This window comes from Robiginitalea rubriflava (genome assembly GCF_052540725.1).
Genome location: NZ_CP199309.1, coordinates 449,551 through 469,490, shown reverse-complemented (window position 1 = coordinate 469,490; position 19,940 = coordinate 449,551). Strand labels below are relative to the sequence as shown.

16 protein-coding genes are annotated in these 19,940 nt (G+C 48.8%); 5 read left to right on the top strand and 11 right to left on the bottom strand.

Annotated features, from left to right (window positions below; genetic code table 11):
- The 5 genes from ACT6NU_RS02125 (at window position 1) to ACT6NU_RS02105 (ending at window position 4,182) form a co-directional block, all read left to right on the top strand.
- The gene (locus ACT6NU_RS02125) at window positions 1-648 is read left to right on the top strand and encodes an NADH:ubiquinone reductase (Na(+)-transporting) subunit D (RefSeq protein ID WP_445382812.1); all 648 of its coding nucleotides are present in this window, start codon (window positions 1-3) and stop codon (window positions 646-648) included.
- Between the two features lie 28 nt (window positions 649-676).
- Entirely contained in the window at window positions 677-1,441 is a 765-nt protein-coding gene (nqrE, locus tag ACT6NU_RS02120) for an NADH:ubiquinone reductase (Na(+)-transporting) subunit E (protein WP_445382811.1), read from the top strand.
- On the top strand, window positions 1,438-2,745 hold the full coding sequence (nqrF, locus tag ACT6NU_RS02115) for an NADH:ubiquinone reductase (Na(+)-transporting) subunit F (protein WP_445382810.1): 1,308 nt from the start codon (window positions 1,438-1,440) through the stop codon (window positions 2,743-2,745). Before nqrE ends, nqrF begins: the two co-directional genes overlap by 4 nt.
- A gap of 65 nt (window positions 2,746-2,810) precedes the next feature.
- Entirely contained in the window at window positions 2,811-3,167 is a 357-nt protein-coding gene (locus ACT6NU_RS02110; protein WP_445382809.1) for a Na(+)-translocating NADH-quinone reductase subunit F, read from the top strand.
- A 16-nt stretch (window positions 3,168-3,183) separates the two neighbouring features.
- Window positions 3,184-4,182, top strand: a complete 999-nt coding sequence (locus ACT6NU_RS02105; RefSeq protein ID WP_445382808.1) for an FAD:protein FMN transferase — start codon at window positions 3,184-3,186, stop codon at window positions 4,180-4,182.
- Here the strand turns inward: ACT6NU_RS02105 and ACT6NU_RS02100 are convergent.
- The 11 genes from ACT6NU_RS02100 to ACT6NU_RS02050 all read right to left on the bottom strand — a co-directional run bounded on the left by ACT6NU_RS02100 (window position 4,139) and on the right by ACT6NU_RS02050 (window position 19,753).
- Window positions 4,139-4,924 carry a class I SAM-dependent methyltransferase gene (locus tag ACT6NU_RS02100; RefSeq protein ID WP_445382807.1) on the bottom strand — a complete coding sequence of 262 codons (786 nt, stop codon included), beginning with the start codon at window positions 4,922-4,924 and terminating at the stop codon, window positions 4,139-4,141. The two genes, ACT6NU_RS02105 and ACT6NU_RS02100, sit on opposite strands and share 44 nt — an antisense overlap.
- Window positions 4,925-4,945: 21 nt before the next feature.
- Window positions 4,946-5,761, bottom strand: coding sequence for a type I methionyl aminopeptidase (gene map, locus ACT6NU_RS02095; protein ID WP_445382806.1), 816 nt, complete (start codon window positions 5,759-5,761; stop codon window positions 4,946-4,948).
- A 56-nt stretch (window positions 5,762-5,817) separates the two neighbouring features.
- Entirely contained in the window at window positions 5,818-6,366 is a 549-nt protein-coding gene (locus tag ACT6NU_RS02090; protein WP_445382805.1) for a thioredoxin family protein, read from the bottom strand.
- 1 nt (window position 6,367) lies between these two features.
- The gene (gene gpmI / locus ACT6NU_RS02085) at window positions 6,368-7,885 is read right to left on the bottom strand and encodes a 2,3-bisphosphoglycerate-independent phosphoglycerate mutase (protein ID WP_445382804.1); all 1,518 of its coding nucleotides are present in this window, start codon (window positions 7,883-7,885) and stop codon (window positions 6,368-6,370) included.
- A 379-nt stretch (window positions 7,886-8,264) separates the two neighbouring features.
- Window positions 8,265-8,432: a DUF6747 family protein gene (locus ACT6NU_RS02080; protein WP_445382803.1), complete on the bottom strand. Its 168-nt coding sequence runs from the start codon at window positions 8,430-8,432 to the stop codon at window positions 8,265-8,267.
- A 121-nt stretch (window positions 8,433-8,553) separates the two neighbouring features.
- Window positions 8,554-9,315 (bottom strand): M48 family metalloprotease, encoded by a 762-nt coding sequence (locus ACT6NU_RS02075; RefSeq protein ID WP_445382802.1) that lies wholly within the window; start codon window positions 9,313-9,315, stop codon window positions 8,554-8,556.
- Between the two features lie 32 nt (window positions 9,316-9,347).
- Window positions 9,348-10,082 carry a M15 family metallopeptidase gene (locus ACT6NU_RS02070; RefSeq protein WP_445382801.1) on the bottom strand — a complete coding sequence of 245 codons (735 nt, stop codon included), beginning with the start codon at window positions 10,080-10,082 and terminating at the stop codon, window positions 9,348-9,350.
- Window positions 10,083-10,169: 87 nt separating this feature from the next.
- The gene (locus tag ACT6NU_RS02065; RefSeq protein ID WP_445382800.1) at window positions 10,170-11,351 is read right to left on the bottom strand and encodes a gliding motility-associated C-terminal domain-containing protein; all 1,182 of its coding nucleotides are present in this window, start codon (window positions 11,349-11,351) and stop codon (window positions 10,170-10,172) included.
- A 47-nt stretch (window positions 11,352-11,398) separates the two neighbouring features.
- A complete protein-coding gene (locus ACT6NU_RS02060) occupies window positions 11,399-13,513 on the bottom strand; it encodes a spore surface glycoprotein BclB (protein ID WP_445382799.1) in 2,115 nt (704 codons plus the stop codon).
- A gap of 126 nt (window positions 13,514-13,639) precedes the next feature.
- A complete protein-coding gene (locus tag ACT6NU_RS02055) occupies window positions 13,640-14,782 on the bottom strand; it encodes a gliding motility-associated C-terminal domain-containing protein (protein WP_445382798.1) in 1,143 nt (380 codons plus the stop codon).
- Between the two features lie 3 nt (window positions 14,783-14,785).
- Window positions 14,786-19,753: a beta strand repeat-containing protein gene (locus ACT6NU_RS02050; protein ID WP_445382797.1), complete on the bottom strand. Its 4,968-nt coding sequence runs from the start codon at window positions 19,751-19,753 to the stop codon at window positions 14,786-14,788.
- Window positions 19,754-19,940 lie beyond the last annotated feature (187 nt).

Genomic DNA, 19,940 nt, shown 5'->3' with positions numbered 1-19,940 from the left:
ATGGCACTGCTTTCCAAGAAAGATGCAAATCTTATTTTAGATCCCCTGGCGGACAACAACCCCATTACCATTCAGGTGCTGGGAATTTGTTCGGCCCTGGCGATTACGGCTGAGTTAAAAGCATCCGTGGTAATGGCCCTTTCGGTAATCTTCGTACTGGGTGCAGGAAATGTGGTTATTTCCCTGATGCGGAATATCATCCCCTCCAAGATCCGGATCATTGTGCAGCTTATAGTGGTAGCTACCCTTGTAATTGTGGTAGACCAGGTCCTCAAGGCATTCGCCTATGAACTGAGCAAAACCCTTGCCGTTTTTGTAGGGTTGATTATTACCAACTGTATCATCATGGGACGCTTTGAAGCTTTTGCGCTGGGTAACGGCCCCTGGAAGTCTTTTCTTGATGGGATCGGAAATGCCCTTGGATACGGGGTTATTCTGATCATAGTAGGATTTTTCCGCGAATTGCTGGGGTCCGGAACGCTTTTCGGCATCCCCGTACTTGGAGATCCTATTGCGAAAACCGGGCTATACGCCACCGGATATGAAAACAACGGCTTTATGATTATCCCTCCGGCTGCCCTGATAGTGGTTGGGATTATTATATGGGTACAGCGGTCGCGAAACCCCGCCCTGATAGAAGAGAACTAAGCGGTCTGAAATCTTATAAAGAGCTATTATGTTAGAACATGTAGAATTATTTTTTAAGTCCATTTTTATAGATAATATGGTCTTTGCCGTATTCCTGGGAATGTGCTCCTACCTGGCGGTTTCCAAGAAGGTTGCAACTGCCGTGGGTCTGGGTGCAGCAGTAATATTCGTATTGGCGGTAACCGTTCCGTTGAACTGGTTGCTGGATCAGTACTTGCTGCAGGAAGGTGCCCTGAGTTGGCTCGGACCAGAGTACGCAGAATACGACCTGAGTTTTCTTTCCTTTATCCTGTTCATTGCAACCATTGCCACCATGGTGCAGCTGGTAGAGATAGTAGTGGAAAAATTCTCGCCATCCCTGTATAACTCCCTGGGGATTTTCCTCCCGCTGATCGCAGTAAACTGTGCAATCCTCGGAGGCTCCCTGTTTATGCAGGCCCGGGAAATCCCTAATCTGGCTCTCGCTTTCAATTACGGCGTTAGTTCGGGAATTGGCTGGTTCCTGGCTATCCTGGCCATTGCAGCCATACGGGAGAAAATCCGGTACTCCAATGTTCCACCTCCGCTTCGCGGTCTGGGAATCACTTTTATTATCACCGGCCTGATGGGGATTGGCTTCCAGAGTTTTGGAGGGATGCTTACAGGCGGAGATGAAGGTGTTGGTGAAGTGGAAGAAACCGTACAAACCGAGCAAAAGGCTCCGGAGGCGGAATTGACAAAAACTAAAGATGATACGGAAACGGCAGAACAAGACGCCGTATCCTATAACGACGTAACAATCAACAAGCAATGATTTTAGCTACAAGCACTGTTGGAACTATAACGATCACCATTATCGCATTTCTGATTCTGTTAATGGCCCTTGTTGCCCTTTTACTTTTTACCAAGGAAAAGCTATCGCCTTCAGGACCAGTGACCATTACCATTAATGGCGAAAAACAACTGGAGGTGGCTTCAGGTAGCTCCCTGCTGTCTACCCTTGGAAACAAAAAGATATTTCTGCCCTCTGCCTGCGGGGGAGGGGGAACCTGTATCCAATGTGAGTGCCACGTACTTGCAGGAGGAGGGGAGGCACTGCCTACTGAAACCCCGCATTTTTCAAAACGGGAACTCACCGAGGGGGCACGCCTGGCCTGCCAGGTAAAGGTTAAGCAGGATATGGAAATCACCATTCCTGAAGAAGTTTTTGGGATCAAGAAATGGGAGGCAACCGTAGTTAGAAACTTTAACGTGGCTTCCTTTATCAAGGAGTTTGTAGTGGAGATCCCGGAAGATATGAACTACAAGGCCGGGGGATATATTCAAATTGAAATCCCGCCCTGTGAAGTGCCTTACAAGGATATCGACATTACGGCCCACCCCGAAGAACACGAAACCCCGGACAAATTCCAGGCAGAGTGGGATAAATTCAATTTATGGCCACTGGTGATGAAGAACCCGGAAACCGTTGAGCGGGCATATTCCATGGCCTCATACCCTGCGGAAGGGAGGGAGATTATGTTGAATGTGCGTATCGCAACACCGCCGTGGGACCGTTCCAAGAACGGCTGGATGGATGTTAACCCCGGGGTTGCCTCGTCTTATATTTTTGCCTGTAAACCAGGCGATAAGGTGACTATATCCGGGCCTTATGGTGAATTCTTTATCAATGAGTCCGAGTCGGAAATGCTCTATGTGGGCGGGGGAGCCGGGATGGCACCTATGCGCTCTCATTTGTACCACTTGTTCAAGACCCTGAAAACCAACAGGAAGGTGACCTATTGGTATGGGGGGCGCTCCAAACGGGAATTATTCTACATAGACCATTTCAAACGTCTGGAAAAGGAATTTCCGAACTTTAAGTTTTACATGGCCCTGTCGGAACCCCTGGAGGAAGACAACTGGAAGGTTAAGGAAAACCTGGATGCTCCTGGGGATGGCTTTGTGGGCTTTATCCACAATTGTGTGATTGATCATTATTTGAATCACCATGAAACTCCTGAAGATATCGAGCTGTATTTCTGCGGACCACCGCTGATGAACAAGGCCGTACAGAAAATGGGAGAAGATTTCGGCATCCCGGATGAGCATATCCGCTTTGACGATTTCGGAGGCTAATCTCTGCAAACCATATAACAAACCGATATTCCTGAATATCGGTTTTTTTTACTATGAATAGTAGCATGAAACCATTGAGCAGTCAGGAATTACACAACCTGGCCATGAATATAGTGGGACGGGAGCTGGAAAGCGACGGTTTTGAATTTATGGCCGTAAACAGTAAACCGGGTAAAAACCCTCAATTCGTTTGCCTGAAAGCAAAGGAATTGCATTTTATTGTGGTCCGGCCGGTTGCCTTTCCGGATGACCCAAGGGATTACGATACCAAATTGCTGAAAAAGGTCAAGGATCACGCCTTAAAATTCGAAGCCAAAACCTATTACGCAGGGGTTCGGCTTTCCAATGCTACAGACCGGAACCTGCCGGTTTATCTCAATGAAGAATACTTAGTGGAATATGAGGGGCTTTTGGAAATATAGTACCGTAATCAGCTGTTTGTGGCTAGGTATTAGCGGGTGTTCACCAGTACCCCTGGCAGAACAAACCTATCAGGGAGCGGCCCTGGGTACTTCCTACGCTGTAAAGCTGTTTTCTGCAGAACTAGCAGATTTGCAGCCCGGGATTGATTCTGTATTCCAGGTGATCAATCAGTCCATGTCTACCTACTGGCCGGATTCGGATATCAGCAGGGTCAACCAAGGGGATACAACAGTGGCGGTAGATGAGCAGTTCAGGGAAGTATTCAATACTTCGAAAACCATATATAGGAAAACCGGGGGTTATTTTGATCCAACCGTTGGTATCCTTGTAGATGCCTGGGGCTTTGGCCCGGGGAGTTCTCTGGAAATGGACAGCATAGTAGTCGATAGCCTGTTGCACTATGTGGGCTTCAACAAGGTGTCCCTCAGGGCAGATAACCGTATTGAGAAGGCTGATCCTGCCATTCGATTTGATTTTAATGCAATAGCAAAAGGATATGCCATTGACCGATTGGCAGTGTTTCTGGATAATAAAGGCATCACAGATTATCTAATAGAGGTGGGCGGTGAATTGCGCAGCCGCGGTATGAACCAGGCCAGGAAACAGCCCTGGACGGTCGGGATTGACGATCCCCAGGTTACGCAGGGCAGGGCTATAAAGCAGATTGTCCGCCTGACCGACCAGTCAATGGCGTCCTCCGGGAATTACAGGAAATTCCGTATCGATTCGGTAAGCGGGCAGAAGTACGTTCATACCATAGATCCGCTTACCGGATACACCCGGAATTCCAATATCCTGGCTACTTCCGTGCTGGCTGCTGAATGCATGGTAGCTGATGCCTATGCCACAGCCTTTATGGCCATGGATTTGAAACGGTCCAAAAAGATTCTGGCTGACAGCCCGGAACTGGAGGGGTATATCATCTACCTGGACCAGGCGGGGAATACCCAGGAGTTTATGACTCCTGGTTTTATGAAGGCTCTTGGCGGGGCTGCTTCCGAACCAGAGGAATAAGCTCTCCTTCTGCGAGGCGGTAGCGCTCAATAAGTTCAGGCTTCAGGCTGCGCCCAAAGTCTGCAGCTTCTACCTTAAATCCGGCAGAACTCAGGATATCGAAATAATCCTGCCCGTATATCCGAACATGGTCGTATTGACCAAAAACCCTTTGCCGTTCTTTTTTATCCGTAATGGAAGCATCTTCAAAGGTTTTTTCCCGTTTCAGGTCCTGAGGCACCTGAAAAATACCCCAACCTCCGGGTTTCATTACCCTGTACAGCTCAGAAAGGGCCTTTTCCTGGTCCGGAATATGTTCCAGTACATGATTGCAAAGGATGACGTCAAAACTATTGTCTTCAAAAGGTAGATTGCAAATATCTGCCTTTACATCAGCCAAAGGAGAATTGAGGTCGGTTGTAATGTAATCCAGGTTTTTCTGTTTTCTGAAACGCTTATAAAAGGCCTGTTCCGGGGCGAAATGCAAAACCCTTAAGGGAGATTCAAAAAAAGAAGTTTCCGATTGCAGGTAGAGCCAGAGCAGCCGGTGTCGTTCCAGGGAAAGGGTGGAGGGCGATAAGACATTTTCCCTTGGGTTCTCATATCCATATGGCAGAAAGGTCCTGAAAGATTTTCCGTCAATGGGATCCTGATAGGTATTTCCCCTGAGCCAAACAGATAGCAGTGGCCTGACCGCGTAACTGAAGCGGATCAGCAATGGCCGGGGAACCCAGCCCAAAATCCATTTAAATAATTTCTTCACAGAAGTATATAAAGAAGGTCCTTATACTGTTTGGTCCTGCCGGTAAGGCTTCTCTTCATCTGATTGGATGCCCAGGGCCTCATATATGTAATCAAAAGTTGAGAGCAGTTGGGGTTTGCCGTCAATCAGCGCGATATCATGTTCAAAATGGGCGCTGGGCTTACCATCTGCCGTTAAAATGGTCCAGCCGTCCTTTAGTTGTTTGATACGCCGGGTCCCCATGTTAATCATGGGTTCAATAGCCACTACCATGCCTTCAACAAATTTTTTCCCACGGCCTCTTTTGCCATAGTTCGGCATTTCAGGCGATTCGTGCAGGTCCTTGCCAAGCCCGTGGCCCACCAATTCCCGTACCACCCCATACCCGTGGCTCTCACAGTAATTTTGTATTGCATAGCCCACATCCCCTACACGGTTGCCTATCTTAAAAGCATCAATGCCTATATAGAGGGATTCTTTGGTAACCTGCAATAGCTTTTTAGTTTCAGATGCCACTTCCCCTATTTCAAAAGTATAGGCGTGGTCTCCGTAGAACCCATTTTTTAAAACACCGCAATCTACAGAGATAATATCTCCTTCCTGAAAAGGTTCATTGGAGGGGATGCCGTGTACTACCTGGGCATTTGGGCTTATATTCAAAGTGTTTGGGAAATCATACATCCCTAAAAAACCGGGTACACCACCATGGTCGCGGATAAAAGTTTCGGCAAGTTTATCCAGGTGCAGGCCGGAGACTCCGGGTTTGATCTCCGCAGCAATCATTCCCAGGGTTTTGGAAACGAGCAGGGCGCTCTCCCGCATCAGTTCAATTTCTTCAGCTGTCTTAACGATTATCATAGTTGGCAAAGATAATCAACATCTTTGGGCTGTACGCACTTCAGCTACAGGAAAGATCAGTCCCAGTCATAAGCGTGGCGATAGGCCTGCCCGCTTAAGATTTTAAGCATATCCGTTTCCATGTCTTCAAGCGGATATTCCACAATTCGGCTGATTTCGGTACCCTCCCTACTAAAAATGATAGTTGGAACATTAGTGATCCCATAACCCTTTTCATAATTCTGGGGAGTAGTTTTGTCGCGTGTCATCATGATAACCCTGACCTTTTCTACGGGATAGTCTGCTTCCTGTAGGATCTTGACGAAGCGGGGTACCTCCCTTTTGCTGTCCTTGCACCAGGTACCCATAAATAAAAGAATGTCCACGTCCTCCAGCAGGGGCTCCAGCGCTTCAACTTTTTCAGGATTGGGCTGGTAATTTTCCAGGTTGGGGACAAACCAGCTCCCGAATGGCCTGGTTAGCAGGGAGTCTATGTTGGCGGTACCTACCAGTATCTGCGAATTCCCATCGGGTTGACGGACAGCAGTGTTTTTGGGCTGGGCTTTGCAATTGAACAGAATAATGCTAAGAAGAAGGATGATGGTGGCGTATAAGCTTCGTACCATATTATATTAAAGGCTTTTGAGTCATTAATTCAGGCTGGGGAATGCCCATTATTTTCAGGATGGTGGGGGCCAGGTCTCCCAGTACCCCCGACTGTATGGCTTTTCTGTCCGGATCTACCAGGATCAATGGGACCGGATTGGTTGTATGGGCGGTATTTGGGCTGCCATCGGGGTTTATCATGGTATCGCAATTCCCGTGATCTGCTATCACCAGCGTACTGTAGCCGTTTTCAAGGCCAGCTTCAATGACGGCTTCGGCACAACTGTCTACTGTTTCACAGGCTTTAATGGCGGCAGACATTACCCCGGTATGACCCACCATATCCGGATTGGCAAAATTCAGGCAAACAAAATCTGCTTCACCTTTTTTCAATTCAGGAATAATGGCATCCTTTATTTCATAGGCACTCATCTCAGGCTTGAGGTCATAGGTGGCCACTTTTGGGGAAGGACACAGGATTCGTTCTTCACCTTCAAAAGGAACTTCACGGCCCCCGTTAAAGAAAAAGGTCACATGCGGATATTTCTCGGTTTCTGCGATACGGATCTGTTTTTTGCCCGCTTTTGAAAGGACTTCACCCAGGGTGTCCCTGATATTTTCCTTGTTGTATACCACCAGGACTCCCTTATAGGAATCGTCATAATTGGTAAGGGTGACATAATGCAGCTTTAAAGGGTGCATATTCTGCTCATGGTGGGCCTGCTGGCTCAATACCTCAGTGAGTTCCCTGCCCCGATCGGTGCGAAAATTAAAAAAGATCACTACATCCCCATCCTTGATAGTGCTTACGGGAGACCCGTCTGCATCCGTCATTACAATTGGTTTGATAAATTCATCCGTAACCTCCTCTGAATAGCTTTTTTCAAGGCTTTTGACAATGTTATTTGAAGGAGAACCCTTTCCATGAACCAGCAGGTCATAAGCTTCTTTTACCCGTTCCCAGCGTTTATCCCTGTCCATGGCGTAGTAACGCCCAACCACAGAGGCCAGTTTTGTACGAGTATTTTTTATAAAATCCTGCAGCTCGGAAACAAATGATTTTCCGCTTTTCGGGTCTACATCCCTGCCATCGGTAAAGGCATGTACAAATGAAGCAGGAACGCCAGCATCCTCGGCAGCACGGATGAGTCCTTTTAAATGATTGATATGTGAATGAACCCCGCCATCACTTAAAAGGCCCAGGAAGTGTACAGCCTTCTGGTTTGCTTTTGCATATTCAAAAGCCTCTTTCAGGACTGGTTCTTTTGCGAGCTCATTCTTTTGCACAGCCAGATTGATCTTGGCCAGGTCCTGATATACTATCCTCCCTGCCCCAAGATTCATATGACCCACTTCCGAATTTCCCATCTGGCCTTCCGGCAATCCAACATTCATCCCATCTGTTTGAAGGGTGGCATTGGGGTATTTTTTATAAAGGGAGTCTACAAAGGGCGTATTAGCTCTGGCTATGGCTGATACCTCAGGGTCCGGGGAAATGCCCCAGCCATCCAGTATCATTAAAATTACTTTTTTATTCATGCTGCACAAGATTTGCAAAACTCAAAAATACTGGTAATTAGAGCGAAAAGCCAGTAATTTGGGATACTTTTTGGAAATTGGGAAACAGGCTGCGGCTAAAACCGTCAATGAAAGTATGGTGACGTTTTGGCTGATAAAGTTTCGTTATTTAAGTGTTAAGGAGGGAACATACAGCCGTCGTAATGGTCTATATTTATGTAAGGTTCGAGTATATTGAATAGGGAGTAAGCCGTTACAGGCGCTCAATATCGTATGTTAAGCCAAAAAAATCTGTGAAATCGGAAGGAGTTTACTCATCAATCAAAAACCCTGGCAAGTCGTCAGGGTTTATTATTGAAGCTTCTTTTATTTATTGGTTTCCGGATAGGAGGTATCCGGATTAAAAATCAAATCCGGTGGCAGCCCTGTATATAAAGGCATATAATGCCATAACAAGCATCAGGGCACAAAAGACGGAATACGCTTTCAGTAAAATCACCAGATAAACCGGCTTGCAATCATCGAAAGCGTGTAAATAGACGTGTTTAAAGTGTAATAGTGTTCCCATATAGTTTCTTTTAATGAATTAAAACAAAGCTATAAGGGTTAAATTGGAGGTAATAATAAGCTTGGGAATGCTGCCAAGATACAAAAAAAATGACAGCAAACTTCTTGGAAGGGTTTAATTGTTAAGAGCGGTATTTGGCAATGGCATCTTTAATCCTCCGGATACGGTTGTCGGGGTCCGGATGGGTACTCTGAAATTCCGGCGGTCGATCCGGGCCGGCGGCTTTTTTAAGAATTTGCATTACCGCTATAAGTTCTTCCGGGGGGTAATTTGCCTGTATCATAAACAAAACCCCCAAATCATCACTCTCCAACTCATCTTCCCTGCCATTCTGCAGCAGGGTATTCTGGCCGTAACTGGCTACCACACTCCCCATATCGGCTCCTACCGAAGCACCCATGGCAACAGTTTTCCAGTAATCCGTTTCTGCAATGCGTTCAGCGGAATGCCGCCCGATTACGTGCCCAATTTCATGTCCGAGCACCCCGGCCAGTTGCGCTTCATTTAATTTCGAAAACAGGGCATAGGTAATAAATACCTGACCTCCGGGCAGTGCAAAAGCGTTAATGGTGCGTTCATCGGCAAGCAAATGGAATTCATACCTATAGGGGGTTTCCCGGGCCACACTGTTCTGTACCAGGCGTTTTCCCACGGCATCCACCACGGCCTGCAAACGCTCATCGGGGTAGAGGCCTCCGTGCTGCCCGGCAATTTCAGGAGCTGCCTGCAGGCCGATGGCGATTTCCTGCTCGGTATCCATATTGATAGTCTGCACCCTGCCCGTAAAAGGGTTTTCTTCCTGGTTGCTGCATCTTTGCACATAGGCAAAGCCAATGATCAATACTCCAATCAGGATGCGGATTTTCCAGCTACCTCTGCGCATATCCTATTAGAAAAATTTATAAAACATATGTGTTATAGAAGTTCAGGATTGATGTCCAGGATATTATCCCGAATGTAGGTTTGGATAAAACCCGTGGTCAGGTGTTCACTTCCCAAAAAATCATCGTTCTTCAGCATTCTGAGAAGATTCAACCGTCGCATTGCGGCCAGCATCGGGACAGACAGCGGGGCGTAACTGTAGTGCCAGGGTTCGTATTTGAAGCCTCTCCGCCTTGGGTTTTCGGTATAAACCAAATAAAAACCATAAGACTCGCTGTGGGTATCCATCCAGTTTTTAAAATCCTCAAAAGGCCCGCCTGCTTCAAATTTGTCCGGGACCAGAACATCTCCCGTACTCGGTTTGGATGCATCAATGAGGTCTACGTCCGTACCCCAATGGTGACGGCTGGTCCCAGGGATGGTTGAATATTCCACGATTTTGTCAATGGCTTCAATGGGGCTTACTGATATATCTTCGGTAAAGGATACGTATTTGCGTTCAAAAATACTTCGCTGCCGTTCATAGCTGCGGTAGCTGCTCACCACCTTTATATCAATGCCATCCTGATAGGCATCTTTTTTCATACGAACAAAGGCATCATGGGCTTCCTTCCTGAGGTTGATTCCTTCCCCGTATAAGTCCAACACGGCTTTTCCTGTTAATTCATCTGTACTGAATTCCTGATCCTGGCTCCATAAGGGCAGTTGCGGCAGGCTCAGGGCCAGGCTGCATAAGCCGGTTCTTTTTACGAACTTTCTTCTATCCATTCCTCTTGTTTTGACTGGCTCCAATAGTTGATAAGCCTTTGCAATACTAAGGTAATAAAAAAAGAGGGCAGGCTTTTATATAGTCGTTTAATTGGTCAGGTAAAAGTATCCCTGGTGTCGTTCCTGTAAATCGTGGAAGGTGATAATGTAGAAATAGATACCGTCTTCCAGTCCGGCATCTTTGTTTACCGAGAGATCAGAATTCGATTTTCCGTCAAAATCATTGTTGTAGCGGTCTTTTTTGTAAACCAGAAGCCCATATCGATTGTAGATCTGAAGCGTGTTATTGGGGGCATCCAAGACCGGTTCTATTACCAGGGTTTCGTTGTTTCCGTCCCCGTTGGGGGAGAGATAGTAATTATCCAGCTCAAAGGTTTTGTATTGCGCCAGGGTATCATCGTTCCCGCCAATGGTCAGAATTTCATACTCGTCTGCCACAAAATAGTCAGAAGTAATGGTACCGTAATCGCGCCCTCCGCTTACCTCCGTATTCCCCAGATTGACCCATTGACGCGTTGTTTTGCTCCAGCCAACTACCTTGAGTTCTGTCAGGAATTCCGCCAGACCGGCTACATTGCTATATACGTCCCAGCTTAATGTAACTTTTGCCGGGATACCTCCTTCTAACCGCCAGAATTCCTTATCGCTGACCCGTAAATGGCCATCCGATGTTTTTGAAGTCTCAAAGCTGCTGTTAAGGCTTTTCGGACTATTGGGGTCTTCTGGGAAATAGGCACATTTAACCTGGGGTTGTATGGCCATGGAAGTGATACTAAGCGGCCGGATGCGACTGGCATCCCCAACCGGAAATGTAAAATCCTGCTTGTTGCGGACTGCTCCGTACCCATCTATTTTGGAGACGCTGCTTTCTCCGGTATAAAAGGAATCATTTGTAAAGGAAAGGAACTGAACACTTATTTCCCTGGAGGTTTGGATGTCCCCGGAAATCAAATTACCGTTATTGATTACCTCCACGGGTACATCAAGGATTAGTCCAGGTTTGGCGTCAAATTCTGCATCGTGCAGGATGGGGATATAATTTCCTGAAATGGTAATCGGACTCGTCTGACTGTAGAAACCAACCAGGTTGTCTTCATTTTCAAACCGGGCATCGTTGATCAGGTCTGAATGAAAGCCCAATTGGCCGGTGGAATGCAGTTTTACATTTCCGTAATTCTGAACCGCTTCCTGGGAGTACAATGCGCTTCCCAACCCCAAAAGTATCAGGGCGATAACTATGTCTGGCTTTATGGGTCTGTTTCTACTCAAAATATTGTTGTCTGTTAGCCTGAAAATTTTGTGCTGATCGAATCAATTTAATCCCTGGATATTTGATGCCAATTGGTTCCGTCACTTTGCAACCAATAGATTTTGCTTTTTTGCAATTTATTCTCTGTGTTTCCATCATCTTTCAAATAGTTGACGTTCAGAAAATTATCTCCATTCGACATATTTTTGAGAATATAAATCCTTCCCTGACAACTGCTTGCTGCAGGTATTGTAATCGTTAGATTTTTTGTATTCATGATCAGCGTAAAATCGTTTACGGTTAAACTGGTGTTTACCGAAGTCGCGCGGATGGGAGAAGAGAATGATCCTGTCACCTGCAGGGTGGAGTTGGGGGTATTATTGCCAATCCCAACACTGCCCCCCGTAAATCCTAAACTCTGATTATTCAGGTTGTAAGTCCTTGTTTCAGGATCCTGTGTCAGGTCATCTGTTGCCAGGTTTTTTTCAGGTCCCATTGGTCCGGCAGGCCCTTGTGGCCCGATAGCGCCATCTGCTCCAGCGGGTCCTACTGGTCCTTGCGGCCCAACGTCCCCCTGGTCCCCTTTGTCGCCTTTGGGTCCAACAGCTCCATCAGCACCGGCGGGTCCTTGTGGACCGACATCTCCCTGATCTCCTTTGTCACCTTTATCTCCTTTGGGTCCTTGCGATCCCTGAGGTCCAACAGATCCATCTGCTCCTGCGGGTCCTACAGGTCCTTGCGGTCCGACATTTCCCTGATCACCTTTAGGTCCTTGCGGCCCCACGTCACCCTGGTCACCTTTGTCTCCTTGGGGTCCTTGCGGTCCAACAGCACCATCAGCTCCGGCAGGTCCCTGCGGTCCGATATCACCCTGATCTCCTTTATCACCTTTTGGCCCTTGAGGTCCTTGTGGCCCCATCGCTCCATCTGCACCGGCGGGTCCGATAGGTCCTTGTGGTCCTACGACTCCCTGGTCACCTTTGTCACCTTGGGGTCCTTGCGGTCCAACAGCACCATCTGCTCCGGCAGGTCCCTGCGGTCCAACGTCTCCCTGATCGCCTTTATCACCTTTAGGCCCTTGTGGACCGACATCTCCCTGATCTCCTTTGTCACCTTTATCTCCTTTGGGTCCTTGCGATCCCTGAGGTCCAACAGCTCCATCTGCTCCTGCGGGTCCTACAGGCCCTTGCGGTCCGATGTCTCCCTGCTCTCCTTTATCACCTTTTGGCCCTTGAGGTCCTTGTGGCCCCATCGCTCCATCTGCACCGGCGGGTCCGATAGGTCCTTGTGGTCCTACGACTCCCTGGTCACCTTTGTCACCTTGGGGTCCTTGCGGTCCAACAGCACCATCAGCTCCTGCTGGTCCCTGCGGTCCAACGTCTCCCTGGTCCCCTTTTGGTCCTTGCGGTCCCATAGCTCCGGCAGGTCCTTGTGGCCCGACATCTCCCTGATCACCTTTTTCACCTTTGTCTCCTTGATCTCCCTTGTCTCCTTTAGGCCCTGCTGGACCTTGCGGTCCCATAGCTCCATCTGCTCCGGCAGGTCCTTGCGGTCCCACGTTACCCTGGTCACCTTTGTCTCCTTTAGGTCCTTGCAGTCCCATAGCTCCATCGGCTCCGGCGGGTCCCTGTGGTCCCACGTCACCTTGATCGCCTTTATCTCCTTTTGGTCCCTGCGGTCCGATATCACCCTGATCTCCTTTATCTCCTTTTGGTCCTGCTGGTCCTGCTGGTCCTTGCGGCCCAACAGCTCCGGCGGGGCCAACGGGTCCTTGCGGTCCTGTAAGGTCTTGAGAGGTAAAAGTCTTTCCGTCCGGATAGATGATGGTAAAGGTTCCGTCATTGTTATCGATAAAACGGAAGTCACCTGCAGTGCCACCCCCTGCGCAGAGGTTGCGCCATTCAGTAGCATCGAAAAAATAAAGGCATTTTGCTTCTGTATTGTACACCAGTGCACCCTGCAAAGGCTGCATGGCATTCATCTCCTGAGTGTTCACCCGGGTAAGGACCAGGGCTTTGTCCTTGCTTTCGAGTTCCAGCAAGGAGTTGAGGTCTATCCGGTCAGGATTGGTGCCGACTTTTAGTTGGGCCTCTGCAGCCACAACCAAAAAAAGGCTGGTAATAAGCAGGAGAAGTTTCTTTGTCGTATTTGGGAGCATGCGGATCAATTCTTTCTTACTCAAAAATACCGCTACTAAAGGGGTTTGATGGGGAAATGTTGTGAACGCAGCTCAGGTTGTGGTGAAATGATAAGACCTGGTAAAATACCGATAAAAGATGTTATTGAACGACTAAAAACAGAAAGGATGTTATCGGTCAAGATACAGGAAACCCTGATATTCCAACCCCAGGTCCAGCATGCGGATCAGGTAAAAATACACCCCTTCGGGAAGTCCTTTTTCCCTGTTGATTATGATACCGTCCACATTGGCGACACCCACAAATTCATTGGTGTAATTATCCATTTCGAACACCTTTAAGCCGTTTCGGTCATAGATCTGCAGGTTATTGTTCGGGGATTGTTCCAGCTCTTCTATATACAGGAAATCGTTGATGCCATCCCCGTCAGGACTCATAAAGAAGTTTGGAATGGTAAGCAATTCCTCGGGCTGGGCCCGGCTGCCAAAGGTGATAATTTCATATTCATCCGGGACAAAGGTTTCGGATATCGCAAAACCATTATTCAGATCCCCGGAAACGGTTGCCGTGCCCAGTTCCAGCCAGCGCCCCCCCTGCTTGCTCCATCCCATCAGCACCACATCCTCCCAGTTGGGGGTGAGGGCCGCAATGTTAGAGGTAGGCGTCCAGGACAGGGTTATGGTACCCGGGCTGCTGCCTTCCAGCCGCCAGAATTCGAAGGTACTCACTGCGCCTACGGTCCTGGGCCTCAGGTCTGTACGAAAGGCGGGGTAGATGCTGGGGTTATTCGGGTCTTCCCGGAAATAGGCACATCTGGAGAGGGAATACACGCTTTCTCCCTGCAGGGTCAGGCCTTTGTATTCAGTGGCATCCCCCACCGGAAAGATTATTTCCTGTTTGTTGATGGCCAGCGCAAAACCGTTCACTTTGGAGTTATTTCCGGCCCCTACCGTAAAGGCATCCTGCAGCAGTCCAAGATACTGGTCGGAAAGGGAACGGGTGGTACGGAAATCCCCGTCAATAAAATTGACGTTATTCTCAACTGTCAGAGCGGTTTCAAGATCCACCCCAAAGATGTTGGCGATCTCCAGGTCGTAGACCATAGGGGAGAGCGAACCGCCCACAAAAAGCGGGATATCCCCATAAAAGCCTACCAGGGACGGATTGGCCGCAAAAGGCCCCTCATTGATAAAATTGGTGTGAAAGCCTACATTGGCCCCGTCGTGCAGCTGCATATTCCCGTAGTGTTGCAGGGCAGGCTGGGCCATTCCAAGCAACCCACTAAAAAACAGTATGTAGACCAGTTTATGCATGAATTAGTTGATTTGCTGCCAGTTGGTACCGTCAGACTGTAACCAAAGTACGGACTGCGCATCGACCTGTGTATCTGCAGCCCCGGTTTCATTAAGGTAAGAGCTTATAGTGGTGGCGCCTATATTTGGATTTTTGATAATGTACATCCTGTTGGTTGCTGTTCCGGCTGCGGGCAAGGTAATCGAATGTCCGCTATTTGCAATTATGATTGTATGGTGTGCATCTGTTAAGGTTAAAACACCGCTGGTAGTGGTAAGGGCAGGTGCCAATGAGCCATTTATTTCCAAGGTGGAATTGGTGTTGGCGGTTTCAGCGGAACGATCATTAATAGAAACTGCCAGGGTACCCCCGGTAGCAAAGCCAATACGATTTTCGCCCAAACGAAACATACCAGTATTTCGTGTGGATTCCTGAGTAAAGCCAAAATTTGGGTCACTTTGTGATCCGAAACCCGAAACAAAACGCAATCTAGCCCTTACGTTCCCGTCAACATCCAATTTTTCTGACGGGGGGCTTACCAAACTAAAAACAGAACCAATTCCAAAATTCTCGCCAATGCCTCCTGTAAAGACCAAATCCCCTCCATTGATATCATAGGTACGATAGGTAGAAATAGTCTGGGTTAATTCCGTATTGGCCAGATTCGTACCGGCAATAGCTGCCAAATCCGTAAGGGCCTCCTGTACATTGGTTTCGTTGGCAAGGTCTCCATCTACATCAAAAGCTGGGTTTAAGCTTACTTCGGTGGCGTCCTGATCATCGGTTCCAAGACTTGCCAGGGGTACAGTCAGTGTTCCCCCGGAATCCGTAATCTCTAAATTCCCAGCATTTATCTGGAAGGCAGTATTTCGTTCATTTGTGGGGTCGTTGTCGGCATCATCCACGGAGAGCGCTGCCAGTTCAGCATCAGTGGCAAAGGTGGCATCCAGGTCTTCAGAGAAGGTACCCCCGGCATCGGTGACCGAAAGGGTAGTCCCGGTCAGGCCAAAGGCGGTGTTTAATTCGTTCGTGGCATCGGCATCGGCATCATCCACGGAGAGGGCTGCCAGTTCTGCATCGGTTGCAAAGGTGGCATCCAGGTCTTCAGAGAAGGTCCCCCCGGCGTCGGTGACCGAAAGGGTAGTCCCGGTCAGGCCAAAGGCGGTGTTTAATTCGTTTGTTGGATTTGCATCGGCATCATCCACGGAGAGGGCTGCCAGTTCAGCATCAGTGGCAAAGGTGGCATCCAGGTCTTCAGAGAAGGTCCCCCCGGCGTCGGTGACCGAAAGGGTAGTCCCGGTCAGGCCAAAGGCGGTGTTTAATTCGTTCGTGGCATCGGCATCGGCATCATCCACGGAGAGCGCTGCCAGTTCTGCATCAGTGGCAAAGGTCGCATCCAGGTCTTCGGAAAAGGTTCCCCCGGCATCGGTGACCGAAAGAGTAGTACCTGCAAGGCCAAAGGCGGTGTTTAATTCGTTTGTAGGACTTGCATCGGCATCATCCACGGAGAGGGCTGCCAGTTCAGCATCAGTGGCAAAGGTGGCATCCAGGTCTTCAGAGAAGGTCCCCCCGGCGTCGGTGACCGAAAGGGTAGTCCCGGTCAGGCCAAAGGCGGTGTTTAATTCGTTCGTGGCATCGGCATCGGCATCATCCACGGAGAGGGCAGCCAGTTCTGCATCGGTAGCAAAGGTCGCATCCAGGTCTTCAGAGAAGGTCCCCCCGGCATCGGTGACCGAAAGGGTAGTACCTGTAAGGCCAAAGGCGGTGTTTAATTCGTTCGTGGCATCGGCATCGGCATCATCCACGGAGAGCGCTGCCAGTTCTGCATCAGTGGCAAAGGTGGCATCCAGGTCTTCGGAAAAGGTTCCCCCGGCATCGGTAACGGAAAGGGTAGTGCCTGCCAGGCCAAAGGCGGTGTTTAATTCGTTCGTGGCATCGGCATCGGCATCATCCACGGAGAGGGCAGCCAGTTCTGCATCGGTAGCAAAGGTCGCATCCAGGTCTTCAGAGAAGGTTCCCCCGGCATCGGTGACCGAAAGGGTAGTACCTGCCAGGCCAAAAGCGGTGTTTAATTCGTTCGTGGCATCCGCATCGGCATCATCCACGGAGAGCGCTGCCAGTTCAGCATCGGTTGCAAAGGTGGCATCCAGGTCTTCAGAGAAGGTACCCCCGGCATCGGTAACGGAAAGGGTAGTGCCTGCCAGGCCAAAGGCGGTGTTTAATTCGTTCGTGGCATCGGCATCGGCATCATCCACGGAGAGCGCTGCCAGTTCAGCATCGGTTGCAAAGGTGGCATCCAGGTCTTCAGAGAAGGTACCCCCGGCATCGGTAACGGAAAGGGTAGTGCCTGCCAGGCCAAAGGCGGTGTTTAATTCGTTCGTGGCATCGGCATCGGCATCATCCACGGAGAGGGCAGCCAGTTCTGCATCAGTGGCAAAGGTCGCATCCAGGTCTTCGGAAAAGGTTCCCCCGGCATCGGTGACCGAAAGAGTAGTACCTGCAAGGCCAAAGGCGGTGTTTAATTCGTTTGTAACATCTCCATCAACCTCCACCAGGGCTCCACTAATAATATACGGATCTCCGGATGTTCCGGTACCGCTTACTCCAATATTGGCCCCGGGAGTAATGATGGTTTCACTCCCATCCACAGAAAGGTCATAATCATTCCCAGTTGGAGTTAATATAACGGAACCATCAGCAGAAGTTAGGGTTTGCAGCTCATTTAGCGGGTCAGGATCATTGTCCACGGCATTGGTTCCGCCTACGGGGATCCAGCTTGCACCGTCCCAAACGAATAATTGCCCATTATCCGTATCTACATAGGTTTCCCCCGTATTAGTTCCGGCCCCAACCGGAGAACCGCTACCTGTTTGTGAAAGCTCATTGGTGGGATCCGGGTCTGCATCATCGGTATTAATCGTTATAATATTTCCCCTTTCAATCTCAATATTCCCGGGCGTCCCATCTGTAATAATTTGTTGATTATCGGAACTTCCACCGGTTACGGCTTCTATAGCCTCCTGAACAGTCGCGGCACCTAACAAAGTAACCGAATCATCGTAAGGAACTTCTGCGGCAACCTGATCGTCGGTTTCGTCAAGGAATAAAGCCCCGTCAGCCCCTGATACTATGTCATTGTTGGCATCTGTGCTGATAAGGGAGGCTGCATTGGCCAAGCTTCCCCCATCCGAACCGGTAAGTAGTAAATTGCCTGCATCTGTACTGGTTATTTCAGCGTTTTGATCAGTCCCATCCTCATTGGTATAAGTGATTTGTCCAGTAGTCAGGTTTTGACTCAGATCCGTAGTGGTTTCTGTGGCGGCAATATCGGCTTGTGTAATGAGGCTTCCGCCGTCCGTTCCGGTACTTAACAGGTTTCCGGCATCTGTACTGGTTATTTCAGCGTTTTGAGCAGTCCCGTCTTCATTGGTATAAGTAATTTGTCCAGTAGTCAGGTTTTGACTGAGATCTGTAGTGGTTTCCGTTGCGGCAATATCGGCCTGAGTGATCAGGCTCCCTCCATCAGTGCCGGTACTTAATAGGTTTCCTGCATCTGTACTGGTAATTTCAGCGTTTTGAGCAGTCCCGTCTTCATTGGTATAAGTAATTTGTCCAGTAGTCAGGTTTTGACTGAGATCTGTAGTGGTTTCCGTTGCGGCAATATCGGCCTGAGTGATCAGGCTCCCTCCATCAGTGCCGGTACTTAACAGGTTTCCTGCATCTGTACTGGTAATTTCTGCGTTTTGAGAAACTCCATCTTCATTGGTGTAGGTAATTTGTCCAGTAGTCAGGTTTTGACTCAGATCCGTAGTGGTTTCTGTGGCGGCAATATCGGCCTGAGTGATCAGGCTCCCTCCATCAGTGCCGGTACTTAACAGGTTTCCTGCATCTGTACTGGTAATTTCTGCGTTTTGAGAAACTCCATCTTCATTGGTGTAGGTAATTTGTCCAGTAGTCAGGTTTTGACTCAGATCCGTGGTGGTTTCTGTGGCGGCAATATCGGCCTTAGTGATCAGGCTCCCTCCATCAGTGCCGGTACTTAGTAGATTTCCGGTGTCAGCACTTGTTACTTCCACTACCTGGGTCGTATTTCCTTCCTGAGTATAAGTAATTCTACCATTTCCTAAATCCTGGCTCAGGTCAGTTATCGTTTCGTTGACTGTAAAACTGGTTCCGTCTGCAAGGCTCAGGGTGGCGATTACATTGCCCGTAACCAGGTTGGTAACGGTGAGGTTATTGGTGTTAATCTGCTGTACATTCCCATCCGGGTCGGTAAAATCATAAGTGCCGTCCCCGTTATCGGTCAGGTTAATGGTAGCGGTCTGGGTCTGCAGGGCTGCAATGGCCGTTTCCAGGGGTTCTGCATCGTAATAAACTCCATTGTCACTGCCCAGTACAATATCGTTTCCGGCGTCTGTACTTACGAGGTCTGCACTGATAAGATAACCGGCATCATTGATAAAATCGGCCAGGGTTACATCAATCAGGTCAATTTTTTCGTCCGTTACGGCATTGTCTGAGAGTTCATCGGTACCGACAGAACTGTCTGCAAGCTTGTCGATGTTGATGGAGTTATTCTGAATATCGATCCCGTTAATACTGAAATCCACTATGTTGTTCCCGGTTATCTGCCCCACTTCAAAATGCAGCGTATCGCCAATCTGGGTCAGTACCATGGTGGTATCCGGGTTTACTACCGGGGCTGTGGAAAAGATCAGAGGAAAGGCATCACAGACATTGATCCATTCTACTCCGTCGTAGTAATGTATACAGGCTTCGTCCGTATTGTAAATAAAGGCTCCGGGCAGTGGGACCAGTGCATTCATTTCGGCAGTGGTAAGCCGGCTGATGACCAGCACCCTATCACGGCTTTCCAACTCCAGCAGGGAGGCGGGGTCAATGGTCTGGGGGTTGTCCCCGATTTTTACCTGGGCCTGCATCAGCGTTCCCAAAAGGAGCATAGACAGAATTAAACAGCTTTTAAGTTTCATACGGCATAGTTTGTTTTGGCCGGGGCCCTGTCAGGGACCCCTCCGGCTGGCAACCGGATTTCTAACAGAAATTTATAATTTCCATTGTAAACAAAAATAAGATTATGGTCTCAAGGTGCCCAGTATTTGTTGTGAATTACCGCCTTTTGTGGTTGAAAACAGTATAATGGCCTGCTGGCACACCAGT